A 23,386-nucleotide genomic window follows, 5' to 3' on the forward strand; every position below is an offset into this window, starting at 1 on the left:
ATGAAAGCAGGCGGGACGACGCGGATCGTCGTCTCCGGCCTCGGCGTCGTCTCACCTATCGGTTGCGACACTGACAGCTTCTGGCAGGCTCTGCTGGCGGGGCGCGGGAGCGTGGGGGAGGCGTCGGCCTTGCCGGGCAAGGGCATCCGCGTGGCGGAAGTCGCGGGCGAAGACTTCATGGCGGGGCTGGAACTCCCACGCTCGGCCTGCGACCGCAACGCCCTGTTTGCCGTCGCGGCGGCGCGCCAGGCGCTTGTTGCCGCCGGGCTGGGAAACGGCCTGCCGCGCCCCGAGCGCGTCGGCGTCATCCTCGGCAACTCCGCCGGCGGGCAATGCAGCGTCGACGACCAGTATTCGAGGCTCTACCACCTGAACAAGCGCCCGCATCCGATGACCGTGCCCAAGGTCATGGTCAGCTCCTCGGCGAGCTGGGTTTCGATCATGTCGGGCGCGACCGGCCCCTGCTTCGTGACCTCGAGCGCCTGCGCCTCCGCGAGCCACGCCATCGGCATCGCCATGCAGTTTCTGCGCGCCGGCCTCGCCGACATCGTCATCGCCGGCGGCACGGAGGCTCCGCTCTCGGCTGGAACCCTGATCGCCTGGGACGCCATGAAGATCATGTCGCGCAGCCTCTGCCGGCCTTTTGCTGCGGGGCGCGACGGCCTCATGCTGTCCGAAGGCGCAGGCGTCATCGTGCTGGAGACCGAGGCGCATGCACGCAGCCGCGGCCTTGAGCCCACGGTCGAGGCGGCGGGCTTCGGCTTCAGCGCCGATGCGGGCGACATCGTCGCGCCCAATGCCGACGGCATGGTGCGCGCCATGAGCCTGGCTCTGACGGACGCCGGGCTGAGCGCGGGCGATCTCGCTTATGTCAACGCCCATGGCACCGGCACCCGCGCCAATGACCGCACGGAGACGCTGGCCCTGAAGCGCCTCTTCGGCGATCAGCCGCTGCCGCCGGTCTCCTCGACCAAGGGCGTGACCGGCCATGCGCTGGGCGCGGCCGGCGCTTTTGAGGCGATTGCGACGATCATGGCGATCGAGAACTCGATGGTTCCGCCAACCGCCAATTTCGACGCTCCCGACCCTGAATGCGACTTCGACTGCCTGCCCAATCAGGGCCGGGCGATGCCGGTTCCGGCCGCGATGTCGAATTCCTTCGCCTTCGGCGGGATCAATGCCGCGCTGATCTTCAGGTCGATTGGGGCTTGAGAGCAGGCTGTAATCAGATTGCATCACCGGGCGTGTCATCCCCGGGCTGCGCGGCTGTGCCCGGAGTGTCATCCTCGTCGTCATGCTCGCCCTTGTGGCGAGCATGCACGTCTTGAACGCAGGTCTCGACCAGCGAAGACGTGGACAGCCGTGGGACAAGCCCGACCATGACGGGTGAGGTCGACGGGTTTTGAGATCGACTTATGGTCGAGCCTCCGCCGTCATTCCGGGGCGATCCGAAGGATCGAGCCCGGAACCCAGAACCGATGTCACTGTTTGGGAAGGCACGGATCGCCGGCTCGCTTCACGACGACACGCATCGGTTCTGGGTTCCGGGCCCATGGCTGCGCCATGTCCCGGAATGACCGCAGAGGATAACCCATCTCTCAGCGCTGAAGGCCGTCTGTATTAGGTCGGGCTGCAATCCGATCGCATCACAGGGCGTGTCATCCCGGACAAGCCGCTTCAGCGGCGCCGATCCGGGATCCATGCCGGAGCGCTGATCGGCAAGGCTCAGGAATGGATCCCGGGCCTGCGCTTCGCTCCGCCCGGAATGACTAGGCCGTTTCAACCTCAATGCCGAAACGCTATAGGCGGTATCGACAGGGCGCCAACGGACGCTTGAGAGCAGCCAGCGACCTGGCGGGACGGTCGGCTCTCGACCCATAGCGGGCTTAGGCTGGCGGCATGCGCCGACCACCGAAGAAAATCTCGCCTATCAGGTGTGGGACCGCCCATAATGATATGCCAATAGAGAACGCTTGGGCGGCGGTCCAATCAATGTAATCGTCGCTAATGACGACAAAAATTCCAAATGCGATTAGTATTCCTGTTCCTGCTGCTCTCCACGGATAAAGTCCATAAAAAGCCTTGATCTCATCTTGGATACGAATTTCCTTCAATCGAACTTCCGAAAAATTTTTCCTGATTAGATAGTAGCAGCCAATCAAAAGGGCGCCAATGACGTAAAGGGTATATGACACCCAGCTGGGAACCAGCATGAACGGCCCCAAAAAGATGGGCATTGCAATGAGTTCACTACCTAGTGTCAGAAAGATCTTGGCTGCCCGAATAATCACGGCTGCGCTTCCCCAGAATCGTCATTCGCCTCATAGTAGAAGCTAATTTCGTTGGCATTAACGGAAGCTTCGACCCAAAGTCGCTTTTAACGACGCTCTGTGAAGAACCTTGTTCGCGTGCCAATGTCACCATTTCGCTGCGAGAACGGGGCGACAAGAGCGACAAGTGCACTCCATGCCTCGACCTTACGGACCGAGCCGTTAGCCCTGATGGCCTGGGCAATGCTTAACGCCGATGCCTCTCGCGCGAGATCACCGATTGTATCGAATTCGCTCCAAGTCCGTCGGCCGTATCGGTATTGGATCGCTAAGGCTGCGGACAGCCCAATCACCCCTGCCAAAAACAGCTTCGGAACCGATAGGCCCATCACTAGAATCGCGCTTCCCGAAATAATGACGAACCCCGCGAACAAGATACTAGATTTCTGAAGCGACGGGACGGGAAGGCGCAAGCCGGTGTGGCTCGTGAGATAGTCACGCCAAGCTCGATGATCGTCCCCGTCGATGACGCTATCTAAGCGGGTGTCTGGTCGAATCTGACTTGTCGGTTTCCGAAATCGGATTGCTCGACGAATTGCTCTGAAGGCGGATGCTGTAAGACAAGGCAACTGATCACTGCCGCTGACAGTTGGCACTTTTGTGCAAACTAGTGCGAATAAATCTCCAACCGTATTGCAGGCTGTCGCTTCGGCATCACTGAGCGTGATGCCGAATGCCTTTTCTACTTCCTCGACGATCGAGACGGAATCGTCGTCGTCGACCTCCAACGCATCGAGCATTACCGCCGCCTCCCGCCAATTGGATTTAGCACGCAGTGGTTTTTATGTTCAGCACGAAGAGCGGCCGATTGGTGATCAGGGTTAGCATCTGCTTCCGACCCATTTGCGGCTACTCGTCCTCGCCGTCGCGCAGGAGCGCGTCGAGTTGGTCCGGTTTCATCCGCCTGACCGCTTCTGCGACGCGGTGATCGACGTTGCGGTCGTTTGGATCAAGGCCGCCGGCTCGCGTTTTGCGTCCGGCACGCTGGACGAAAAGCTGAACTTCGGCAGCGTTGCGCGCCTTGCGGTCGTCGGACTTTGATCGTTGGGCCATGCTGCATTCCCTCTGATGTGAGGGACTGTATCCTTCAATCCTCAATGCCGGCTTGCCACAAACTGAGACACTGGCCGCGCCGGCCCCTTAACGCCCACCGCCCAACAAAAAAGCCGCCCATTCCGGGCGGCTTCGCTTGGGTGTTTCCCGGGCGTCGCTCAGACGAACTGGCCGAGCCCCGGAATGGCGCCGACGATTGCGCCCATCGTGTCCTCGCCCGCCTTCTCGCGGCCGACCGCGAACATCTCCTTCGAGACCGACTGGATCTGGCCCATCGAGAGGCCGGCGCCCATCAATTGGCCGCCGAGCGCCATGACGCCGCCGCCACCGCCCATCAGGCCGCCGACCATGCCCATCAGCCCGCCCTTGGCGCCGCCTTCGGCATCGGCGAGCTCCTGCGCGCCGGGCAGGGAGGTCATCAGCTGGCCGATCTCGGCCGGCGGGCCTTCCTTCTGCAGGAAGGCGAGAATGATGCCGAGCGCCTTGCGGGCGAGGCTCTCATCGAGGCCGGAGGCCGCGATGATGCGGGAGATCAGTTCGTCCATGGTCTTGTCCCTGTCCTTGGCGGTACGAAATTTGGGGTGACGTGAAATTCTGGCGGCAAATTCTGTTGGCACGGCGCGGCTGCGCGATAGTTCACATATTAACGATCTAATCAAGCGGGCGGGGGCTTCCGTCAGAGCGATCGCATGTGACCCAACAGCCCTCATCCCGAGCAGCGCTTCCGCAGAACTGCGGCTCGAAGGATGCTCCAAAAGGCGTTTCCGGAGCAAACTGGAGCATCCTTCGAGACGCCGCATGCCGCGGCTCCTCAGGATGAGGGCTCAAAAATCCAAATGCGATTCCCCTGAGGCTTCCGCCGGCTGGCGCGTTTCGCTACACCCTTGCCCTGACTTTTCGATAACACAACAGGCGGACAGCATGGCGAAAGCAGATCTCGTGGTGGAGGATGGCGCGATCCTGATCGGCAAGAGCTGGAAGGCCGAAAACCTCTTGCTCAAGCTCGCCAACCGCCATGGGCTGGTGACGGGCGCGACCGGCACGGGCAAGACCGTGACGCTGCAGGTGATGGCGGAAGGCTTTGCCCGCAACGGCGTGCCGGTCTTCGCCGCCGACATCAAGGGCGATCTGTCAGGGATCGCGGCGCCCGGCAGCTCCCAGCCGGCCTTCGTCAAGCGCGCCGCGGAAATCGGCGTGACATACGAGCCCGACCAGTTCACCACCGTGTTCTGGGACGTTTTCGGCGAGCAGGGCCACCCCGTCCGCGCCACCATTTCCGAGATGGGCCCGCTCTTGCTGGCGCGGCTGCTCGACCTCAACGACACCCAGGAGGGCGTGCTCAACATCGCCTTCCGCATCGCCGACGAGCAGAAGCTGCTCCTGCTCGATCTCAAGGATCTGCGCGCGATCCTCTCCTTCATCGCCGAGAATGCCTCCGATCTGACGACGAAATACGGCAATGTCACCGCCCAGTCGGTCGGCACGATCCAGCGCCAATTGCTGGTGCTGGAGAACCAGAAGGGCGATCTGTTCTTCGGCGAGCCGGCGCTCGACATCAACGACCTGATGAAGACCGACCGCGACGGCCGCGGCATCGTCAACATCATGGCGGCCGACAAGCTGATGGCCAACCCCAGGCTCTACGCCACCTTCCTGCTCTGGCTGCTCTCAGAACTGTTCGAGCAGCTTCCCGAGGTCGGCGATCTCGATAAGCCCAAGCTGGTCTTCTTCTTCGACGAGGCGCATCTGCTGTTCAACGGCGCGCCAAAGGCCTTGCTGACGGCGGTCGAGCAGGTGGTCAGGCTGATCCGCTCGAAGGGTGTCGGCGTCTATTTCGTCACCCAGAACCCGCTCGATATCCCCGATACGGTGCTGGCCCAGCTCGGCAACCGCGTCCAGCACGCCTTGCGCGCCTTCACCCCGCGCGACCAGAAGGCGGTGCGTGCCGCGGCCGAAACCTTCCGCCAGAACCCAAAATTCAAGACCGAGGAGGCAATCACCCAGCTTGCCGTCGGCGAGGCGCTGACCTCGACGCTGGAGGGCAAGGGCACGCCGACCATGGTCGAGCGCACGCTGATCGCCCCGCCCATGGCGCAGGTCGGTCCGTGCAGCGTGCAGGAGCGCCAGCAGGCGATGAACGCCTCGGGCTTCAAGGGCAAATACGACACCATGATCGACGCCGACTCGGCTTATGAGGAGCTGATGCGGCGCAAGAACCTGCAGCCCGACGGTTCGCCGGTCGAAGCCTCGACCACGGGTGGCGGCGGCATCATGGACACGATCGGCGGCTGGTTCGGTGGCGGCTCGAACGCGCCGCGTCCCAAGACCGGTCCCGGCAGCCGTGGCGGCGCCCTGCCGCAGAGCATGACCGAGAAGATCATCACCTCGGCGGCCCGCTCGGCCGCGACCTCGATCGGCCGGCAGGTCGGCACCGCGATCCTGCGCGGGGTGCTCGGCAGCATGATGGGCGGGAAGCGGTAGGGCGGAGAGAAGCCCGAAGTCCAGCCAGCGCGGGGAACCCTCTCCCGTAGGGAGAGGGCAAGGTGAGGGGTCGGCCGTTTGACGCTTTGGCTGCGACCTCACCGTTGCTCCACCGTCATTGCGAGCGCAGCGAAGCAATCCAGAAGGGCTCGCTCTACGCCCCCTGGATTGCTTCGCTACGCTCGCAATGACGGCAAAGTTTCCACCCAACTGGTCCAGGGGCCTACACCTCACCCCTGCCCCTCTCCTTACAGGAGAGGGGTTCCCCGCGCGCTGCCTGTAGAGGTCCAGGAGTGGCTCCCCAGGATGAGTGCTGCGGCAGTTACCAGCGGTTGCGGAGCAGGGGCGTCATGTTCACTAGGTGGCTGACGCAGCCCTCAAGCCTTGTCATGATGGCGCGACCTGAATCGGCTCTCGGATGACGAGGGCCCCAGACCAGTTGAGCGCCATGTCCAAGCTTCCTGCCGTTCTCTCCCGTCTCGATGCCGATCTCGAAGCCTCGCTCGCGCGGTTGTCGTCCTGGCTCGAAATCCCCTCGATCTCGACGGATTCCGCCTACTGGCCCGATAGCCGTCGCGCCGCGGAGTGGCTGCGGGCGGATCTGGAATCGCTCGGCTTCAAGGCTTCGCTCGGCGAGACGCCCGGCCAGCCTGTCGTGCTGGCGCACCGGCCCAAGCCCGGCGCCCCGCATGTGCTGTTCTACGGCCATTACGACGTGCAGCCGGTCGATCCGCTGAATCTCTGGGATACCGAGCCGTTCAAGCCGGTGGTCAAGGAGATCGCGCCCGGCCGCAAGGTCATCGTCGCGCGCGGCGCCTGCGACGACAAGGGCCAGGTCATGACCTTCGTCGAGGCGATGCGCGCCACCATCGCCGAGACGGGCGATCTGCCTGTCGGCGTCACCATCCTGGTCGAGGGCGAGGAGGAATCCGGCTCGGTCAACCTGCCGGCCTTCGTCCGTGAGAATGCCGACAAGCTCAAGGCCGACATCGCGCTGGTCTGCGACACCGGCATGTGGGACCGCGACACGCCGGCGATCACCGCCTCGCTGCGCGGCATGGTCTATCAGGAGGTCACGATCAGCTGCGCCGATCGCGACCTGCATTCGGGCCTGTTCGGCGGCGCGGCCGCCAATCCGGTGCATGTGCTTTCGCGCATCATAGCCAGCCTGCATGACGAGACCGGCCGCATCACGGTTCCCGGCTTCTATGAAGGCGTCGAGGAGCCGTCGAATTCGCAGAAGGCCGATTGGGCCGATCTGGGGCTGACGGAAGAGGAGTTCCTCGGCCAGGTCGGCCTGAAGCATTCGATCGGCGAGAAGGGCCGCATGCTGATCGAGCAGATCCAGTCGCGCCCGACCTGCGACGTCAACGGCATCTGGGGCGGCTATACCGGCGAGGGCACCAAGACGGTGATCGCCGCCAAGGCCTCGGCCAAGGTCTCCTTCCGTCTCGTCGGCAAGCAGGACCCCGACAAGATCGCCGCCGCCTTCCAGGCCTATGTCCGCGCGCAATTGCCCGACGACATCTCGGCCGAGTTCATCGTCTACAGCGCCTCGCCCGCAATCGCGGTGCCCGCCGATTCACCGGCGCTGACCAAAGCGCGTGCGGCCCTGACCGAGGAATGGGGCCGCAAGGCGGTGACGATCGGCTCGGGCGGCTCGGTGCCGGTGGTCGGCGATTTCAAGCGCCTGCTCGGCATGGACACGCTGCTCGTCGGCTTCGGCCTCGATGACGACCGGGTGCATTCGCCCAACGAAAAATACGACCTCTCATCCTTCCATAAGGGACAGCGCTCCTGGGCGCGCATCTTGCAGGCATTGGGTTCATGAAATCGGTTTGCGTCTTCTGCGGGTCCAATCCCGGCAATGAGCCCGTCTATGCGGCGGGCGCCCGCGCCATGGGCGCCGAGATCGCCCGGCGCGGCCTCGTCCTGGTCTATGGCGGCGGCGCGGTGGGATTGATGGGCATCGTCGCCAATGCCGCGCTCGAGGCTGGCGGCGAGGTTCATGGTGTCATTCCCCGCGCGCTGCGCGAAAAGGAGGTCGGGCATCACGGCCTGACGCGGCTCGAAGTCGTCGAGACCATGCATATCCGCAAGGCGCGGATGGCCGAGCTCTCGGACGGCTTCATCGCCATGCCTGGCGGCATCGGCACGTTTGAGGAGTTGTTCGAGATTTGGACCTGGGGGCAGCTCGGGATCCATTCCAAGCCGCTCGCTTTCCTCAATGTCGCGGGCTTCTACGACCCGCTCGCGGCCTTCCTCGACAACACCGTCGATGCCGGCTTCCTGAAGCCGACCCATCGCGCCATGGCGCTGACCGATACCGAGCCGGCGACCCTGCTCGACCGCATGGAGCAATATGTGCCGGCCGCGACGATCAAATGGGTGGAGAAGGAACAGGCTTGAGCGGCGGGTTCGAGACTTAAGCTCTCATCCTGAGGCTCCGCCGTCATTCCGGGCTCGATCCTTCGGATCGCCCGGGAATGACGGCGGAGGATAACGTCATCGCTCAGCGCCGGATGATGCGCGCAAGCCTGCCTGTCCAAAAAAGCGGACCGGCCGCGCTCGGAGTTCTGGAGCGTTCGCCGCGAGATCGACTACGCCCTGCCCGACGAGATCCTCAGCTATCTGCGCAATCCGGGGTAGGGCGCGAGGCGAGCGGGGCAGGGGGCGAGGCCAATGGTGATGGCCTTTTGGGGCCTCGCATAATTACCGCTCAGGTGGCTGGCGTTCCAGGCGGCGGCGGGCCGGTCAGTTCCTTATATGGAAACTGCTTTGTCTCAATGATGTTGCCGGCAGGTCCCCAGGTGAATCTGAGGCCGTTCCAGCTGCCGAAATGCATGCCGGCGGGCTGTGTTCCCGTCCAATAAAATTGCAGATGGATGGAGGCGACGACTTCGGCGCCGGTACGCTGCGCGAGTTGGTAGCAGAATTCGTTGCCGTCATAGCTGACGTGGCCATTGGCCTCGAAACACGCCCCGATGCGCGCCACCAGGCAGCTATGGAATTCGATGCGCTTGACCTTGCCACGCAGTTGCTCGAGCTGCGCCAGATCGGTCCGGCAGATCCCGCCTTTTCCGGGGCCGATATAGAGGTTGCCCTTTGCGGGATCGACAATCCGCTCCGGCAATGTCGGATGTTGAAACGCGCCCCTGCAGCATTGCACGAAGCCGGGCAGGCCGTGCGACATGATTTTCAGCGTAAGATTGCCGCCGGCCTCATCGCCCCGCTTGATGACATTGTCGATCATCCATTGCAGCGGCGTGTCGCCGTTGACCTCAAGCACGTCGCCAAGCGGCTTCCAGCCGAACAGACGCACGTCATGGACGACGAATACCCTTGGCGGCCCGGATGGTGGAGGTGGAGGTGGAGGCGGAGGCGGAGGCGGAGGGCCAATCGATGCCAGCTCTTGGTCGAGTGCGGCGATTGTCTTCTTGCCGACGATATCGTCGATCCGCCCGGCGTAATTCAGGATGCGGCGCGCTGTCTTGAAACTCCGCACGCTGGCGGCCGTCGATGGTCCGTAGCGCATCTTGGACAATTCGTCCGCTGCGATGTCCCCTGCGCCGAGCCGGATCAGCGCCTGCTGAATCTTGCCGACGAAATCGCCGATGGTGCCTGGCGTCACATGGCTGGGATCGGAGACCGCGCAGGCCTCCAACCGCGGATCGCCGGAGAATTCTTTTGATTTGAGTGGCATCGGCGTCCCATCGCGTCATGAACGAAGTGACAGTCGGCCGCAGCCCCGATCCAGAAGCTCGACGGGTTACGATAGAAAACAGTAAGACGCCGAAATGCCGAAAGGGAATGCGTGTTGTATGGGCTTGGGGGTGCTTATTTTAAGCTGCTCCAGCCACTAGAAATCTACCGGGAGGTGATCTGTCAACTCCGCTAAGCCCTCATAGCGGACTAAATTCTGCATCGCCGCGAAACGACGGCGCTTCCAGTTCAGCCCGGAGGCGAAATCGCCCGCAGGACGTCCCTGAAAACGCTGCACTGCAGCTGGAAGGCTCGCAAGGCCGCGCGTGGCACCGGCGCCGCGCCGCCGAGATGTGCAATAAACCGGCGCCGTCTCATGCGAGGCTCGCAATCAGATCTTCGCGACCGCCCGAGCATGGCAGAGGGGCTCGGCGAGGGCGGTTGCCGCCCATGCCCGACGCGATCCCTCCCTATCTCCGCAATCCGAATGAGGCCGCGATGTCCATTCAGCTTGCCCCTCAGCGGGCGGAACGGGATCAGCGCGAGAACCACCAGCTATAGCTGGCGGGCGGCTGCGGTGGTTCCTCTTGCCGCCCGCCGGCGCCGAGCGCGAGCAGGCGCGCGCTGGCTTCCGTGATCCAGGAGCGATGCTCGTTGATCGGCGTGATCGCGGTGAAGCCGCCGCAGATGCGCCTGGCCCGCGAGTTGAGCGGGCCGCTCGACCAGCTGACGATGCCGACGAGATCGCGCGAAGCGGACGAACCGCGCAGCACGGGGCCGCCGGAATCGCCGCGGCAGGCCCCGGCGCCCGGGCTTTCGCCCTTGGTCTGCGTATCGACCGCGACCTTGACGGTGTTGGCCGTGGTGTAGTTGCCGGCATTGACCAGGGGCGTCTCGCGCAGGCGCCGCGCCGTGCCCTTGTTGTCCTCGATCGCGAGGCCGAAGCCCGCCATGGTGACGGCCTCACCCTGCCAGAGGCCGCCGCCGAGCGAAAGCGGCTCGATATCGGGCGGTAGCGGCGATGCCAGCCGCAGGAGCGCGAGATCGGTGCCGGGCTGCGTGCGCGGCGTCGTTCCCGGCACGAAGCTCGGATGCGGCAGCACGGCGATCACGGGGTGGCGGCGCGTGCGAAAGCGTGGATCGAGGCTGATGACGCGGACCGAGCCGCCGCCCATCAGGCAATGCGCGGCGGTCAGGACCAGCTCGGGCGCGATCGCCGCGCCGGAGCAGAGTTCGCCCCGGCTGGTTTCGATCCGCAAGGTCGAGGCGCGCATGCCGCCGGCATCCCGCGACGTCGTGCCACCCACCACGGCGAGCGCGGGGGAGGCGGCGGCCAAGAGGGCCGCCACGAGTGCAGTGGCAAGTGCAATTGCGCGCAATGTCATGATGGCGACCAAGCTTGGAACTGGCTTCAATGTATGGGTTGCTGCTCGCCAGCGTCAAATCGTCCCCGGAGTCCCGAACAGCCTCCGGCCCTCCCGTCAGCGGCGTGTTGTCCAGCTGGCGCTCTCGCCCCAGTTCGACAAGGTCTTGTCGATCCAGCCGCGTTGCGGGGCGACGAGAACGCCCTGGCTCAACAGGCCGCAACTCTTGCCCGAGGGGCCGGTCGACCAGCTGGCGACGGCGATGACGCCGCCATCGGCTGATGTCATCGGCCCGCCGGAATCGCCCTGGCAGGCGCCGGCGCCCGCCTTCTTGCCGAGGCCATTGGCGTCGGCCGCCCAGATCAGGATATGGCCGGGACCATAGGGCTCCACAGTGACGAGCCCGGCCGAGCGATAGGTTCCGGTGGTGCGGGCCTCGCCTTCGCGGGTCACGCCATAGCCGGCGAGCGACACAGGCGAGCCGGCGCGCGGCAGGTCGCCATCGACCAGCGTGGCCGGGACGAAGCGGGCCGGCAGCGCGACCTGGACACGCAGCAGCACGAGATCGATCGAGCGCCGGCGATTGGCGACGGCCCCGCCATTGAATTCGGGGTGGATGGCGACGCTGACTGGGGCGATCAGCACGGGCTCGTCGCTGCCGCCCTCTTTCCAGTGAATGCGCAGATCCGTGCCGCCATCGGCGCAATGTGCCGCGGTCAGGATGGTGCGCGACGACAGGACGATGCCCGAGCAGACGCCGCCGCGCGCATTCAGGACCATCAGGGTCGATGCGGCGGCCGGGCCGCCATCGCGGCCGCCGACCACAGCGCCCGCCATTTGCGGCGCCGCCATCGCAGACAGCGCCAGCCCGCAGGCTGCGATCAATCGTCCGAGGCCCATGGCGCGCTCCTTACTCATCGGGAGGGCTGGATAGCGCGGGCGCCGGCCAATTTGAACCCGCAATCGGAAGCGATCATGGCAGGTCTCGCCGCAGGCTGATGTCGCGCTCGTGATCGCCCGGGTCAACGCCGTGATCGGGCGCAGCCATGAAGGACGTGGACGGGTGGCGATTGCGTGACATACTCTGCGCCGATGCACGCCATGGTATTCATGGTGTGTTCAGTCGGCCGGGATTAGCGCATGTCGATGATGCCCGTTGAACCCATCTTCGCTCTCGCTTTGCTCGCGGCCCCGCTGCCGATCGTCCGGGTCGACGACCCGACGCCGATCTCATGCCTCTCCGCCGAGGAGATGCGCGAGGCCATCGCCGATGGGCGCGTCATTCAGCCTGCACAGGCCTCGCGTCATGCCCGTAATGCGGCGCCGGGCGAGGTCTTGCGCATCCGGCTCTGCCGCCAGGGCGATGAATATGTCTATGTGATCACGACGCTGAAGCGCGACGGGCGCGTCGCCCGGGTGACGCTCGAGGGCCAATCTGGCAAGGTTGCGACCATACGCTGAGCGCGAGGCCTCGCGATTCGGGCCCGGCCGGGCCACATATCATCGCCAATCTGGCAGATATCATTGCCGACGAGGCAGATATCCTTGCTAACCAGGAGTACGCGACCGTGAGACTGCTCGTCGTCGAGGACGACAAGGACCTCAACCGCCAGATCGTTACCGCGCTGGAGAATGCCGGCTATGCGGTCGACAAGGCTTTTGACGGCGAGGAAGGGCTCTATCTCGGCGAGACCGAACCCTATGACGCCGTCATTCTCGACCTCGGCCTGCCGAAGGTCGATGGCGTCGCCGTGCTGCAGGGCTGGCGACGCGCCGGCAAGGCGATGCCGGTGCTGATCCTGACGGCGCGCGACCGCTGGAGCGACAAGGTCGCCGGCTTCGATGCCGGCGCCGACGATTATGTGGTCAAACCCTTCCATGTCGAGGAGCTCCTGGCGCGCGTGCGCGCCCTGCTGCGCCGCGCCGCTGGACATGCGACCGCCGAATTGATCTGCGGGCCGGTGCGGCTCGACACGCGCGCCAGCCGCGTCGTCGTCGACGGCAACCCGGTCAAGCTGACCTCGCATGAGTACCGCCTGCTCGCCTATCTGATGCATCACCAGGGCCGCGTCGTCTCCCGCACGGAGCTGGTCGAGCATCTCTACGACCAGGATTTCGACCGGGATTCGAACACGATCGAGGTCTTCGTCGGCCGCCTGCGCAAGAAGCTCGGCGTCGAGGTCATCGAGACCGTGCGGGGCCTCGGCTACATCGCCGCCGCGCCCGAGAAGGTCTGATCGCGCGCGATGCCGTTGAAGTCGCATCGCTATTCGCTTGGCGCGCGGCTCTTCCTTTCGGCGGCGATCTGCTGCGCGCTGGTGCTGATGCTGGCGGGCATCGGCCTCACGACCTTCTACCGCCGTTCCGCCGAACGCGGCTTCGACGAGCGCCTCAGCGTCTACATCAAGGAGCTCGTGGCCGATCTTGCCGCGCCGCCCGAAGCGGAGCGGCAGGCGATCGGCGATCTCGGCGAACCGCGCTTCGACCTGCCCTTGTCGGGCTGGTATTGGCAGATCATCCGGCTTGACGGGGAGAAGCCGACAATTCGCAGCTCGCGCTCGCTCGTCGGCGGCCAGCTGCCGAAATTGCTTGACCAGCAATTGACGCCCAATGCGCGGGGCCTGCGCGAAACCTATGTTTCGGGGCCCGACGACCGCGCCTTGCGCGTCCTCGAACGTGAGATCGATGTCGGCGAGGATGGCCGCTTCACCGTGGCGGTCGCGGCTCCCGCCGATGAGATCGACGGCGATATCCGCGATTTCCGCTTTGCCCTGACGCTGACCTTCGTCCTGCTCGGGCTTGCGCTCGTCGCCTCGACGCTCATCCAGGTGCGCTTCGGCCTGCGGCCGCTGGTGCGGCTGGGAGCCGCTGTCGGGGCCGTCCGGACCGGCGAGGCGCCGCGCATTGCCGGGCAGTACCCGCCCGATCTCGCGCCCCTGGCGGGAGAACTGAACCAGCTCATCGACGCCAATCGCGAAATCCTGGAGCGGGCGCGCACCCAGGTCGGCAATCTCGCGCATGCGCTGAAGACCCCGCTCAGCGTCATGCTGAACGAGGCGGAGGCCGGGCAGGGTGCGCTGCCCGACATGGTGAAGACGCAGGCCGCGATCATGCGCGACCAGGTTCAGTATTATCTCGACCGCGCCCGGGCCGCCGCGCTGTCGGGCGCGCTCGGCGGGGTGACCGAGACCGCGCCCTCGCTCGATGCGTTGATCCGCACCTTCTCGAAGATCTCGCAGGGACGCGGCATCACGGGCTCGCATCGCGTGCCGGCCGGAATCCGGTTTCGCGGCGAGAAGCAGGATTTCGAGGAGATGCTGGGCAACCTGCTCGACAATGCCTTCAAATGGGCGGACGCGACCGTCGAGGTCAGCCTCGCGCCGTCATCCGATGTCGGGTCTGAGCGCATCGCGCTCCTGATCGACGATGATGGGCCGGGCTTGCCCAACGAGGCCATGGCGGATGTGCTGAAGCGCGGCCGGCGGCTCGACGAGACGATTCCAGGCTCGGGGCTGGGCCTGTCGATCGTCGCCGATCTGGCCAAGCTCTATGGCGGCGGCCTCTCGCTGCAGAAATCGCCGCTGGGCGGCCTGCGGGCGCGCCTCGTTCTGCCTTCGGTTTAAGACGAATTGCCGTTTGAGGCGAGGCGCCTGCGTGACCCTTTGTCGCCACCTTCGTGCGTGAAGCGCGGCCCGCGATTGTCTAAGAGTTCCTGATGCTGATCTGGATCATCTTCGCGGTCATGACGGGGGCGGCGGTTTTCGCGCTGCTCTGGCCGCTCGGCCGTGGCCAGGGCGCGGCTTTCGCCGACGGCTCTGATGCCGCGAGCCTTTATCGCGCCCAGCTCGATGAGATCGACCGCGACCTCGGTCGCACGTTGATCGGCCCGGCCGAGGCTGAAGCCGCTCGTGTCGAGGCCGCGCGGCGTCTCCTGCGCGCGACCGACAAGGAGGGCGATCCGGCCGGCGAGACGGAATCGTCCTTGCGCCGCCGCCGCGCCAGCTCGGCGCTGGCCCTGTCCTGCGTGCCGCTGCTCGCATTGCTGGTCTATGGCGCCTATGGCTCGCCCACGCGCCCCGACCAGCCTTTGTCGGCGCGGTTGCGGAGCGATCCGTCGCAGCAGGATTTCGCGGTGTCGCTGGCCCGCATCGAGGCACATCTGGCGGCCAATCCCGCGGATGGGCGCGGATGGTCGCTGCTCGCGCCGGTCTATCTGCGGCAGGGCCGCCCCGAAGATGCGGCGCGCGCCTTTGCCGCCGCTATCCGCAATGGCGAGGACGGGGCGGAGATGCGCGCCGGTCTCGGCGAGGCTCAGATCCTTACGGCCGGCGGCGTGGTGACGGCGGAAGCGCGCGAAACCCTCGCCGAGGCGCTCAAGCGCGAGCCCGGCAATCCGCGCGCGCGCTTCTTTCTCGCCATCGCCAGGGAGCAGGACGGCGACAGCCGGGGCGCGATTGCCGCGTTCGAAAGCCTGCTCAAGGATGCGCCGCCCGGCGCGCCCTGGGTCTCGGCCGTGCGCCAGAGGCTGCAGGCGCTCGACGGAGACGCTGCGCGGGCCGCGATCGCCAGGCTGCCGGCGGCCGATCAGCAGGCAGCGATCCGCGGCATGGTCGAGGGGCTTGCCGAACGCCTGAAGGCGGGCGGCGGCACGCTGGCCGAATGGGAAAGATTGATCCGCTCGCAGAATGTGCTCGGCGAGAAGGCTGCCGCGCGCGAGGCTGTCGCGACGGCGCGTTCGCGGCTGTCGCAGGACAGCGCCGCACTCGTGCAGCTCGACCAGCTGGCGGGTGAACTCGGGCTGAAGGAGCAGGCGCCATGACCGCTGCCGAGCCGTTACGTCCCGCTGCCGCCAAGCGCCGCTGGACCCGCAAACAGCGCCGTTTGGCCCTGATCGCCGCCGCCGGCGTCGTGCTCTGCCTCGCCGCCGGGCTGGTGCTCGTCGCCATGCGCGACACCATCGTCTTCTTCTACGGACCGACCGAGATCGTCGAGAAGGGGCTCGCGCCCGGCACGCGCATGCGGCTCGGCGGGCTGGTCGAGACGGGTTCGGTCGTGCGTGGCCCGGGTCAGCGCGTCGTCTTCGCGGTCACCGACAGCAAGACCACGCTCAACGTGACCTATCAGGGGCTCTTGCCCGATCTCTTCCGCGAAGGGCAGGGCGTCGTCACCGAAGGCGTCTTCGAGGGCGCGGGCCGCTTCCGCGCCGACTCCGTCCTCGCCAAGCATGACGAGACCTATATGCCGCGCGAGGTCGCCGATGCGCTGAAGAAGCAGGGCCATTGGCAGCCCGGAGCGACCAGCCCGAACCCGTCCCCCGTCACACCATCCCCGGTCACCAAATGAGGCGCGCATGATCGTCGAGATCGGCCATTTCGCGCTTGCCTTGGCGCTTGGCGTCGCCGTCGTGCAGGCCCTGGTGCCGCTCTGGGGCGTGGCGCGCCATGACCGGGCGCTGGCCTCGGTCGGCACCGCTGCGGCGATCACCTGCTTCCTGCTGGTCGCGTTGTCTTTCGCGGCCCTGATCGCGTCCTATGTCCGGTCCGACTTCTCGGTCGAGAACGTCGCTTCGAACTCGCATTCGGCCCAGCCGCTGATTTACAAACTGACCTCGGCCTGGGGCAATCACGAAGGCTCGATGCTGCTCTGGGTCTTGATCCTGACGCTGTTCGGGGCGCTGGTGGCGCTGTCGCGCCATTCGCTGCCGGCGCGCTTGCGGGCCGGCACGCTCGCCGCCCAAGGCACGATCACGGTCGCCTTCCTCGCCTTCACGCTTCTGACCTCGAACCCCTTCCGGCGGCTCGACCCGGTGCCGGGCGAGGGCCAGGACCTCAACCCGATCCTCCAGGATCTCGGTCTCGCGATCCATCCGCCGCTGCTCTATGTCGGCTATGTCGGCTTCTCCATCACCTATGCCTTCGCGGTCGCGGCCCTGATCGACGGGCGCATCGACGCGGTCTGGGCACGCGCGGTCCGGCCCTGGACGCTGCTCGCCTGGGTGTTCCTGACGCTGGGCATCGCGATGGGCTCCTATTGGGCCTATTACGAGCTCGGCTGGGGCGGCTGGTGGTTCTGGGATCCGGTCGAGAACGCCTCGCTGATGCCCTGGCTCGCCGGCACCGCCTTGATCCATTCCACCGTGGTGATGGAGAAGCGCGACGCGCTCAAGGTCTGGACGATCCTGCTCGCGATCCTGACCTTCTCGCTCTCGCTGCTGGGTACCTTCATCGTTCGCTCCGGCGTGCTGACCTCGGTGCATTCCTTCGCCAGCGACCCGGCGCGCGGGCTCTTCATCCTGGCGATCCTGATCTTCTTCGTCGGCGGCTCGCTGGCGCTCTTCGCCTGGCGCGCGCCCTTGCTCAGGCAGGGCGGCCTGTTCGCGCCGGTCTCCCGCGAGGGGGCGCTGGTCGTCAACAACGTCTTCATCGCGACCTCCTGCGCCACGGTCTTCATCGGCACGCTCTATCCGTTGGTGCTGGAGATGCTGACCGGGGACAAGATCTCGGTCGGCCCGCCCTTCTTCAACGCGACCTTCGTGCCGCTTTTGGTGCCGCTGCTGCTGATCCTGCCGCTCGGCCAGTCGCTTGCCTGGAAGCGCGGCAATCTGCTCGGCGCGGCGCAGCGCAGCGCTGCCGCCTTCGGGCTCGGCATCCTCGTTGCGGTGGGCGTGCTCGCCTATATGCGCGGTGGGCCGGTGCTGGCGCCGCTCGGCATCGGGCTCGGCGTCTTCCTGGTCACCGGCGCGATCTTCGACCTCGGCGAGCGCATCGCCGCGCGCGCCAGCGGCCTGCGGGCCGTTCTGTCACGGGCCAAGGGCCTGCCGCGCTCCGCCTGGGGCACGGCCTTCGCCCATGCCGGCGTGGGCCTGAGCGTGATCGGCATCGCCGCCGCCGCCTGGAGCACTGAGGCGATCGGCATCCTGAAGCCGGGCGAGAGCCTGACCAGCGGCCGCTATACCGTGGTGCTGGAAAGCATCACCCCGCGCCCTGGCCCCAATTTCCGCGAGGATGTGGTGCGTTTCCGCATCCTCTCCGGCGACAAGCCGCTCAAGCCCGTCGAGGCGATGAAGCGCGTCTACACCGCCCGCGCCATGCCGACGACCGAGGCCGGCATCCGCACCGACGGGCTGAGCCAGGCCTATGTCAATGTCGGCGAGATGGAGAGCGATGGGGGCATCGCCGTCAGGCTCTATGACAAGCCGTTGATCCTACTGATCTGGATCGGCGCGATCGTGATGGCCTTCGGCGGCGCGCTGTCGCTGACTGACAGGCGCTTCCGGCTGGCGGCGCCGCAGCGCGCCAAACCTGCCCGCGCCAAACCTGCCCGCGCCAAGCCCGTCCCCGCCGCGCCTCAACCGGCGGAGTGAGGTCGATGCTGCGCGCCCTCGTCATCGTTGCGCTCTGCCTGGGCTGGGCCGCTCCCGGTCGCGCCGTCCAGCCCGACGAGGTTTTGCCGAACGCTGCGCTCGAACACCGCGCCCGGGAGATTTCCGGCGGGTTGCGCTGCCTCGTCTGCCAGAACCAGTCGATCGACGATTCCGACGCGCCCCTGGCGCGCGATCTGCGCATCCTGGTGCGCGAGCGGCTCGTCGCCGGCGACAGCGACGCGGCGGTGCAGGACTTCGTCGTTGCGCGCTATGGCGATTTCGTGCTGCTGCGTCCGCCCTTCACGATCCGGACCGTGGCGCTCTGGGCCGGGCCGTTCCTGATCCTGCTGCTGGGCCTCGCCTTCATCTGGCGCAGCGGCCGGCGCATGAAACCGCTGGGCGAGGCGGCTGTGCCATTGTCGCCGGACGAGCAGGCGCGCATCGCGGCGCTGATGAAGCGGGACGGCGAGTAGCCGGGCTCACCGTTCGTCCTCGGAACCACGCCGTTTCTCGAGGTTCTGCGCTTCGCTCCGCCCGAGAATGACGCGCCCTTTTTCCCTTCTCCCAGCCATCTCGGGCTCGCCCGAGATGGGCAACTCAATGTGTCAAAGTCGGCAACAGCCGACTTTGATGGGGAGAAGGGTTCCCCGAGCCCATCTTTGTTTCAACGGGTTTTCTTCGTGCGAACCGGTATCCACTTCGCTCGAAAACGCTCTCAGCGGCTGATGCCGCATTGGCTGAAGAGCTCCGCCGCATAGATCGTTTCATGCTGGCCGGAGATGGCATAGGCCGCCCTGCCGTTCGCAGATGGCCGGCTTGAGGCAAATGTCGCATAGGTACGCGCGAAACACGCAGCTTTTGCGCCGCTATGTCCCCGTTCTCCCGCGACCTTCAGTCCGACGGCATAAGTTTGGGCGGCAGCTCTCGTCGCGGAATATCCGGCGGTTTGCCGCGCCTGTCGTCGGGCAGAGATATCGGCGAGCCGGTCGATCCCGCAGCGTTGGCGCTGCTCGGCGTTATAAGCGGGTGTCGAGGCCGCGTACCAGTTCCGCCGCCCATCGGCCTTCTCCACGACGACGGCGTGTTTGGCGAAGACCTGCGCATAGCAGCCGGCGTTGGTATATCCTCGCCCCTGGGCGACCCGCAGCCCGGATTGATAGGCCGTCAGGGTCTGCGCCAGCGCTGCATTGCTGCCGAGCAGCAGCATGGCGGCGACCGCATGTCTGAGAACGCTCATCGCCAATCCCCCCGCGAATATCGGTTCGCGGACAGAGTGTTTCCGCAACATAAATGCCCGTCAAGCGTGCAAGCGTGCGGCGCAGCCCCAACCTTACGAAATCGTCATCTTCGCGCCAAATCCGGGTAAGGCTGCGCCCGTCATGGTCCCTAGCACAGACAGGGAAGGCCCTGCCGATCTGACCGAGGGTTTCGCCATGACGACCACCACCTCAAAATCCATTCTGAAGCGCGGCGTCCTGATCGCCGGCGCCGCCACGCTCGGCATCGGCCTTGCCGCCGGTATCGCCGATGGCGCGCTGAAGCTCGATCACCGCGCTTTCGCCCAGCCGATTCAGCTCTCCGGCGTCCAGACGCAGCTCCCCTCCTTCGCCGACATCGTCGAGAAGGTGAAGCCTGCCGTCGTCTCCGTCCGCGTCAAGACCCAGACCGTCGCCGCCGCCGATGAGGACGGCCAGGGCAGCCTGGACGACCTGCCGCCCGGACTGCGTCGCTTCTTCCGCCAGGACGGCCAGGGCGGCCAAGACGGCCCGCGCCAGGGCCGGCCGCAGCCGCGCCAGGGCATGGCCCAGGGCTCCGGCTTCTTCGTCAGCCAGGACGGCTATGTCGTGACCAACAACCACGTCGTCGAGAACGCGGTCGAGGTCCAGCTCGTCACCGATGACGGCAAGACGCTCGAGGCCAAGGTCGTCGGTACCGATCCGCGCACCGATCTCGCGCTGCTGAAGGTCAAGGATGGCGGCAATTTCCAGTACGTCCAGCTCGCCTCGGCCAAGCCGCGCATCGGCGACTGGGTGCTGGCTGTCGGCAACCCCTTCGGACTCGGCGGCACCGTGACCGCCGGCATCGTCTCGGCGCAGGGACGCGATATCGGCTCGGGCCCCTATGACGATTACCTGCAGATCGATGCGCCGGTGAACAAGGGCAATTCCGGTGGCCCGACCTTCAACCAGCAGGGTCAGGTCGTCGGCGTCAACACCGCGATCTTCTCACCCTCGGGCGGCAGCGTCGGCATCGCCTTCGCCATTCCCTCCGCCACCGTCGAGCAGGTCGTCGATGCGCTGAAGAAGGACGGCTCGGTCGCACGCGGCTTCATCGGCGTGCAGATCCAGCCGGTGACCAGCGAAGTCGCCGACGCGATCGGTCTCAAGGAGGCGCATGGCGCCCTGGTCGCGAGCGCCGAGCAGAACGGCCCGGCCGCGAAGGCCGGCGTCAAGCGCGGAGACACCATCGTCGCCGTCAATGGCGAGCAGGTGAAGGATGCGCGTGACCTCTCGCGCCGGATCGCCAAATTCGCGCCGGGCACCAAGACCAGTCTCACGGTCTGGCGTGACGGCAAGGAGCGCCAGCTCAGCTTCGAGGTTGGCCGCCAGCCGGCGGCCTAATTAGGGGCAGGCTCGGGTCTCACGGTATCCTGTCGCCCCCGCCGGGAGACCAGCCTTCACCGCGGCAGGCCGGATGCGTATCGTCCGGCCTGCCGTTTTTGCGTTTTGTAGGATAGGCTTATCCCATGCGACTCTTGATCGTTGAAGATGATGCCGAGGCAGCGGCCTATCTGACCAAGGCTTTCCGCGAGGCCGGCCATGTCGCCGACCATGCCGCCGACGGGCTCGAGGGCTACGCCATGGCGGAGGGCGGCGGCTATGACGTGCTGGTGGTCGACCGCATGCTGCCGCGTCTCGACGGCTTGTCATTGATCCGCTCGCTGCGCGAGCAGAACGATGTGACCCCGGCGCTGATCCTCTCGGCGCTGGCGCAGGTCGATGACCGCGTGAAGGGCTTGCGCGCCGGCGGCGACGATTATCTGCCAAAACCCTATGCTTTTTCCGAACTGCTCGCGCGGGTCGAGGTGCTGTCGCGCCGCCGCGCCGCGCCGGCCTCGGAGCCCACGACCTATCGCGTCGGCGATCTCGCGCTCGACCGGCTCGCCCATCGCGTTGCGCGCGGCGAGGAGGAGATTCCGCTGCAGCCGCGCGAATTCCGCCTGCTCGAATATCTGATGAAGCATGCCGGGCAGGTGGTGACGCGTACCATGCTGCTGGAGAATGTCTGGGACTATCATTTCGACCCCCAGACCAATGTCATCGACGTGCATGTCAGCCGCCTGCGCGCCAAGGTCGACAAGGGCTTTGAACACCCGATGATCCACACCATTCGCGGCGCGGGATACATGGTCCGTGACGCGGCGCGCTGATCCGGCCGGGCAGGGCGCGGCTGCGCAGAGCGTTTCGCGCAAGACGACCACGCAATCCGCGGCCACGCATCTCTTGCCGAACCTGTTTCGCACCACTGCCTTCAAGCTGACGGCGGTCTATCTCGTCATCTTCGCGCTCTTCGCCGGCTTCGTGCTGGGCTATGTCGCCTGGAACGCCAAGCGCCTGCTCGACGACCAGATCCGCTCGACCATCGACGCCGAGATCCAGGGCCTGGCCGAGCAGCAGCGCCAGGGCGGCATCAGGCGGCTCGTCAACATCATCGAGCGGCGCTCGCGCGGGCCCGGCGCCTCGCTCTACCTCGTCACCACGCCGGTGGGCGATCGTCTCGCCGGCAATGTCGAGGCCGTGCCGCCGGGCGCGCTCGATCGGCCGGGCGAAAGCGAGATCGAATACGCGCGCTCCGCCGATGCGGTCGATACGCCGAGCCGCGCGATCGTGCGCGTCTTCGTGCTGCCGGCGGGGTTCAGGCTGCTGGTCGGGCGCGATGTCGAGGAGCGCGAGCGTCTCGGCGTGGTGATCAGGCGCGCGGCCGGCTGGTCGCTGCTGCTGGTCTTCGTGCTCGGCTGCTTTGCGAGCTGGTTCGTGGCGCGCCGTGTGCTGAAGCGCGTCGACGGCATGACCGACACGGCCCAGTCGATCATGGCCGGCGATCTGAAGGGCCGGTTGTCGATCTCGGGCACGGGAGACGAGCTCGACCGTCTGGCGCTGAACCTCAATGCCATGCTCGACCGCATCGGTGAATTGATGGCCGGCATGCAGCAGGTCTCCGACAACATCGCCCATGACCTGAAGACGCCGTTGACCCGGCTGCGCAACCGCGCCGAGGAGGCGCTGCGCACGGCGAAATCCCCCGACGAATTGCGCGCCGCGCTCGACGGCTCGATCGACGAGGCCGACAACCTGATCCGCGTCTTCAATGCGCTTCTGATGATCGCGCGGCTCGAGACCGGCCGCATCCAGGACAGCATGGATACGCTCGACCTCTCCGAGATCGTCTCCGGCATGGCGGAGCTTTACGAGCCGCTGGCCGAGGAAGCAGGCCTCGCGCTGGTCACCGAAGTCGCGCCGGAATTGCATGTCTCCGGCAATCGCGAACTGCTTGGCCAGGCGCTCGCCAATCTCATCGACAACGCCCTGAAATACGGCCAGCCGGTCGAGGGGGGCGAGGCGACGGTCGTGGTCTCGGCGGCCCCAGTCGGCTCCGAGATCGAGCTCGTCGTCGCCGATCACGGGCCGGGCGTCCCGGAGGCCGATCGCGGCCGCGTGCTGGAGCGCTTCGTCAGGCTCGACCAGAGCCGCAGCAAGCCGGGCTTCGGGCTCGGCCTGGCGCTGGCGGCTGGCGTCGTCAGGCTGCATGGCGGCCAGCTCAGGCTGGAGGACAATGCGCCGGGCCTGCGCGTCGTGATCTCCCTGCCGCAAGCGCAGCCGAAGCCTGTGGACATGCATGAGGGCGGCGCGCTCCCGGCCTCGACAGCGCAGCCGAACCCTGCTGGCTTGCAATCGGCTTGAGTCCGTTTGGAAACTCTAGCCCTCATCCTGAGGAGCCGCGCAGCGGCGTCTCGAAGGATGCTCCAGATAGTTCCGGAGCCTCCTGGAGCATCCTTCGAGACGCCATTCCTCGCGGAATGGCTCCTCAGGATG

The 23,386-nt window shown here is 66.2% G+C and carries 21 protein-coding genes and 1 pseudogene; 15 read left to right on the forward strand and 7 right to left on the reverse strand.

The features are described from left to right. A complete protein-coding gene (locus BMZ97_RS25920; RefSeq protein WP_092176855.1) occupies window positions 1–1,212 on the forward strand; it encodes a beta-ketoacyl-[acyl-carrier-protein] synthase family protein in 1,212 nt (403 codons plus the stop codon). 674 nt (window positions 1,213–1,886) lie between these two features. Here the strand turns inward: BMZ97_RS25920 and BMZ97_RS25925 are convergent. Beyond that, window positions 1,887–2,291: a hypothetical protein gene (locus tag BMZ97_RS25925; protein WP_139221339.1), complete on the reverse strand. Its 405-nt coding sequence runs from the start codon at window positions 2,289–2,291 to the stop codon at window positions 1,887–1,889. Between the two features lie 86 nt (window positions 2,292–2,377). Beyond that, complete coding sequence (locus BMZ97_RS25930; RefSeq protein WP_092176727.1) at window positions 2,378–3,070, reverse strand: acyl carrier protein; 693 nt, start codon at window positions 3,068–3,070, stop codon at window positions 2,378–2,380. 145 nt (window positions 3,071–3,215) lie between these two features. Between BMZ97_RS25930 and BMZ97_RS31390 the strand changes: the two genes are divergently transcribed. Next, complete coding sequence (locus tag BMZ97_RS31390; RefSeq protein ID WP_175525745.1) at window positions 3,216–3,371, forward strand: hypothetical protein; 156 nt, start codon at window positions 3,216–3,218, stop codon at window positions 3,369–3,371. 170 nt (window positions 3,372–3,541) lie between these two features. On the opposite strand, the gene BMZ97_RS25940 is transcribed toward BMZ97_RS31390, so the two are convergent. Continuing rightward, window positions 3,542–3,928 carry a hypothetical protein gene (locus BMZ97_RS25940; protein WP_092176732.1) on the reverse strand — a complete coding sequence of 129 codons (387 nt, stop codon included), beginning with the start codon at window positions 3,926–3,928 and terminating at the stop codon, window positions 3,542–3,544. 376 nt (window positions 3,929–4,304) lie between these two features. On the opposite strand from BMZ97_RS25940, the gene BMZ97_RS25945 reads away from it, so the two are divergent. The 3 genes from BMZ97_RS25945 (at window position 4,305) to BMZ97_RS25955 (ending at window position 8,273) form a co-directional block, all read left to right on the forward strand. After that, a complete protein-coding gene (locus BMZ97_RS25945) occupies window positions 4,305–5,864 on the forward strand; it encodes a helicase HerA-like domain-containing protein (protein ID WP_092176734.1) in 1,560 nt (519 codons plus the stop codon). A 448-nt stretch (window positions 5,865–6,312) separates the two neighbouring features. Then, window positions 6,313–7,695, forward strand: coding sequence for a dipeptidase (locus tag BMZ97_RS25950; RefSeq protein ID WP_092176737.1), 1,383 nt, complete (start codon window positions 6,313–6,315; stop codon window positions 7,693–7,695). Then, window positions 7,692–8,273 (forward strand): LOG family protein, encoded by a 582-nt coding sequence (locus tag BMZ97_RS25955; protein ID WP_092176740.1) that lies wholly within the window; start codon window positions 7,692–7,694, stop codon window positions 8,271–8,273. The genes BMZ97_RS25950 and BMZ97_RS25955 overlap by 4 nt, the downstream gene beginning before the upstream one ends. A 310-nt stretch (window positions 8,274–8,583) precedes the next feature. Here BMZ97_RS25955 and BMZ97_RS25960 read toward each other — a convergent pair whose 3' ends face one another. The 3 genes from BMZ97_RS25960 to BMZ97_RS25970 all read right to left on the reverse strand — a co-directional run bounded on the left by BMZ97_RS25960 (window position 8,584) and on the right by BMZ97_RS25970 (window position 11,830). Beyond that, on the reverse strand, window positions 8,584–9,408 hold the full coding sequence (locus BMZ97_RS25960; protein WP_139221342.1) for a hypothetical protein: 825 nt from the start codon (window positions 9,406–9,408) through the stop codon (window positions 8,584–8,586). 694 nt (window positions 9,409–10,102) lie between these two features. Further along, window positions 10,103–10,951 (reverse strand): S1 family peptidase, encoded by an 849-nt coding sequence (locus BMZ97_RS25965; RefSeq protein ID WP_092176858.1) that lies wholly within the window; start codon window positions 10,949–10,951, stop codon window positions 10,103–10,105. Window positions 10,952–11,047: 96 nt separating this feature from the next. Continuing rightward, on the reverse strand, window positions 11,048–11,830 hold the full coding sequence (locus BMZ97_RS25970; protein ID WP_175525746.1) for a S1 family peptidase: 783 nt from the start codon (window positions 11,828–11,830) through the stop codon (window positions 11,048–11,050). 240 nt (window positions 11,831–12,070) lie between these two features. On the opposite strand from BMZ97_RS25970, the gene BMZ97_RS25975 reads away from it, so the two are divergent. From BMZ97_RS25975 to BMZ97_RS26005, 7 genes are all read left to right on the forward strand, one after another. After that, window positions 12,071–12,391, forward strand: coding sequence for a PepSY domain-containing protein (locus BMZ97_RS25975; protein ID WP_092176748.1), 321 nt, complete (start codon window positions 12,071–12,073; stop codon window positions 12,389–12,391). 107 nt (window positions 12,392–12,498) lie between these two features. Continuing rightward, window positions 12,499–13,167, forward strand: a complete 669-nt coding sequence (locus BMZ97_RS25980) for a response regulator transcription factor (RefSeq protein ID WP_092176750.1) — start codon at window positions 12,499–12,501, stop codon at window positions 13,165–13,167. Window positions 13,168–13,176: 9 nt separating this feature from the next. Then, window positions 13,177–14,553 (forward strand): ATP-binding protein, encoded by a 1,377-nt coding sequence (locus tag BMZ97_RS25985; RefSeq protein WP_092176753.1) that lies wholly within the window; start codon window positions 13,177–13,179, stop codon window positions 14,551–14,553. Window positions 14,554–14,645: 92 nt separating this feature from the next. Then, on the forward strand, window positions 14,646–15,749 hold the full coding sequence (gene ccmI / locus BMZ97_RS25990; RefSeq protein ID WP_092176755.1) for a c-type cytochrome biogenesis protein CcmI: 1,104 nt from the start codon (window positions 14,646–14,648) through the stop codon (window positions 15,747–15,749). Further along, window positions 15,746–16,273 (forward strand): cytochrome c maturation protein CcmE, encoded by a 528-nt coding sequence (ccmE, locus tag BMZ97_RS25995; RefSeq protein ID WP_092176758.1) that lies wholly within the window; start codon window positions 15,746–15,748, stop codon window positions 16,271–16,273. The genes ccmI and ccmE overlap by 4 nt, the downstream gene beginning before the upstream one ends. A gap of 7 nt (window positions 16,274–16,280) precedes the next feature. Further along, a complete protein-coding gene (locus BMZ97_RS26000; RefSeq protein WP_092176760.1) occupies window positions 16,281–18,293 on the forward strand; it encodes a heme lyase CcmF/NrfE family subunit in 2,013 nt (670 codons plus the stop codon). A 5-nt stretch (window positions 18,294–18,298) separates the two neighbouring features. Beyond that, complete coding sequence (locus BMZ97_RS26005; protein WP_092176763.1) at window positions 18,299–18,766, forward strand: cytochrome c-type biogenesis protein; 468 nt, start codon at window positions 18,299–18,301, stop codon at window positions 18,764–18,766. A 242-nt stretch (window positions 18,767–19,008) separates the two neighbouring features. Here BMZ97_RS26005 and BMZ97_RS26010 read toward each other — a convergent pair whose 3' ends face one another. Next, window positions 19,009–19,530 carry a hypothetical protein gene (locus tag BMZ97_RS26010; protein ID WP_139221343.1) on the reverse strand — a complete coding sequence of 174 codons (522 nt, stop codon included), beginning with the start codon at window positions 19,528–19,530 and terminating at the stop codon, window positions 19,009–19,011. Window positions 19,531–19,726: 196 nt separating this feature from the next. Here BMZ97_RS26010 and BMZ97_RS26015 point away from each other — a divergent pair. From BMZ97_RS26015 to BMZ97_RS26025, 3 genes and pseudogenes are all read left to right on the forward strand, one after another. After that, window positions 19,727–20,875 (forward strand): annotated as a pseudogene (locus BMZ97_RS26015) (trypsin-like peptidase domain-containing protein); the annotation flags it as partial. A gap of 164 nt (window positions 20,876–21,039) precedes the next feature. After that, the gene (locus tag BMZ97_RS26020; protein ID WP_092176771.1) at window positions 21,040–21,723 is read left to right on the forward strand and encodes a response regulator transcription factor; all 684 of its coding nucleotides are present in this window, start codon (window positions 21,040–21,042) and stop codon (window positions 21,721–21,723) included. Window positions 21,724–21,796: 73 nt separating this feature from the next. Then, window positions 21,797–23,254 (forward strand): sensor histidine kinase, encoded by a 1,458-nt coding sequence (locus BMZ97_RS26025; protein ID WP_092176862.1) that lies wholly within the window; start codon window positions 21,797–21,799, stop codon window positions 23,252–23,254. Window positions 23,255–23,386 lie beyond the last annotated feature (132 nt).

Source organism: Allobosea sp. OK403, assembly GCF_900113835.1.
Lineage (GTDB): Bacteria > Pseudomonadota > Alphaproteobacteria > Rhizobiales > Beijerinckiaceae > Allobosea.

Coding starts and splice junctions, on each gene's coding strand:
- BMZ97_RS25920 (WP_092176855.1), top strand. CDS start 1: ATGAAAGCAGGCGGGACGACGCGGATCGTCGTCTCCGGCCTCGGCGTC.
- BMZ97_RS25930 (WP_092176727.1), bottom strand. CDS start 3,070: ATGCTCGATGCGTTGGAGGTCGACGACGACGATTCCGTCTCGATCGTC.
- BMZ97_RS25940 (WP_092176732.1), bottom strand. CDS start 3,928: ATGGACGAACTGATCTCCCGCATCATCGCGGCCTCCGGCCTCGATGAG.
- BMZ97_RS25945 (WP_092176734.1), top strand. CDS start 4,305: ATGGCGAAAGCAGATCTCGTGGTGGAGGATGGCGCGATCCTGATCGGC.
- BMZ97_RS25950 (WP_092176737.1), top strand. CDS start 6,313: ATGTCCAAGCTTCCTGCCGTTCTCTCCCGTCTCGATGCCGATCTCGAA.
- BMZ97_RS25955 (WP_092176740.1), top strand. CDS start 7,692: ATGAAATCGGTTTGCGTCTTCTGCGGGTCCAATCCCGGCAATGAGCCC.
- BMZ97_RS25965 (WP_092176858.1), bottom strand. CDS start 10,951: ATGACATTGCGCGCAATTGCACTTGCCACTGCACTCGTGGCGGCCCTC.
- BMZ97_RS25970 (WP_175525746.1), bottom strand. CDS start 11,830: ATGGGCCTCGGACGATTGATCGCAGCCTGCGGGCTGGCGCTGTCTGCG.
- BMZ97_RS25975 (WP_092176748.1), top strand. CDS start 12,071: ATGTCGATGATGCCCGTTGAACCCATCTTCGCTCTCGCTTTGCTCGCG.
- BMZ97_RS25985 (WP_092176753.1), top strand. CDS start 13,177: ATGCCGTTGAAGTCGCATCGCTATTCGCTTGGCGCGCGGCTCTTCCTT.
- ccmI (WP_092176755.1), top strand. CDS start 14,646: ATGCTGATCTGGATCATCTTCGCGGTCATGACGGGGGCGGCGGTTTTC.
- ccmE (WP_092176758.1), top strand. CDS start 15,746: ATGACCGCTGCCGAGCCGTTACGTCCCGCTGCCGCCAAGCGCCGCTGG.
- BMZ97_RS26000 (WP_092176760.1), top strand. CDS start 16,281: ATGATCGTCGAGATCGGCCATTTCGCGCTTGCCTTGGCGCTTGGCGTC.
- BMZ97_RS26005 (WP_092176763.1), top strand. CDS start 18,299: ATGCTGCGCGCCCTCGTCATCGTTGCGCTCTGCCTGGGCTGGGCCGCT.
- BMZ97_RS26010 (WP_139221343.1), bottom strand. CDS start 19,530: ATGAGCGTTCTCAGACATGCGGTCGCCGCCATGCTGCTGCTCGGCAGC.
- BMZ97_RS26020 (WP_092176771.1), top strand. CDS start 21,040: ATGCGACTCTTGATCGTTGAAGATGATGCCGAGGCAGCGGCCTATCTG.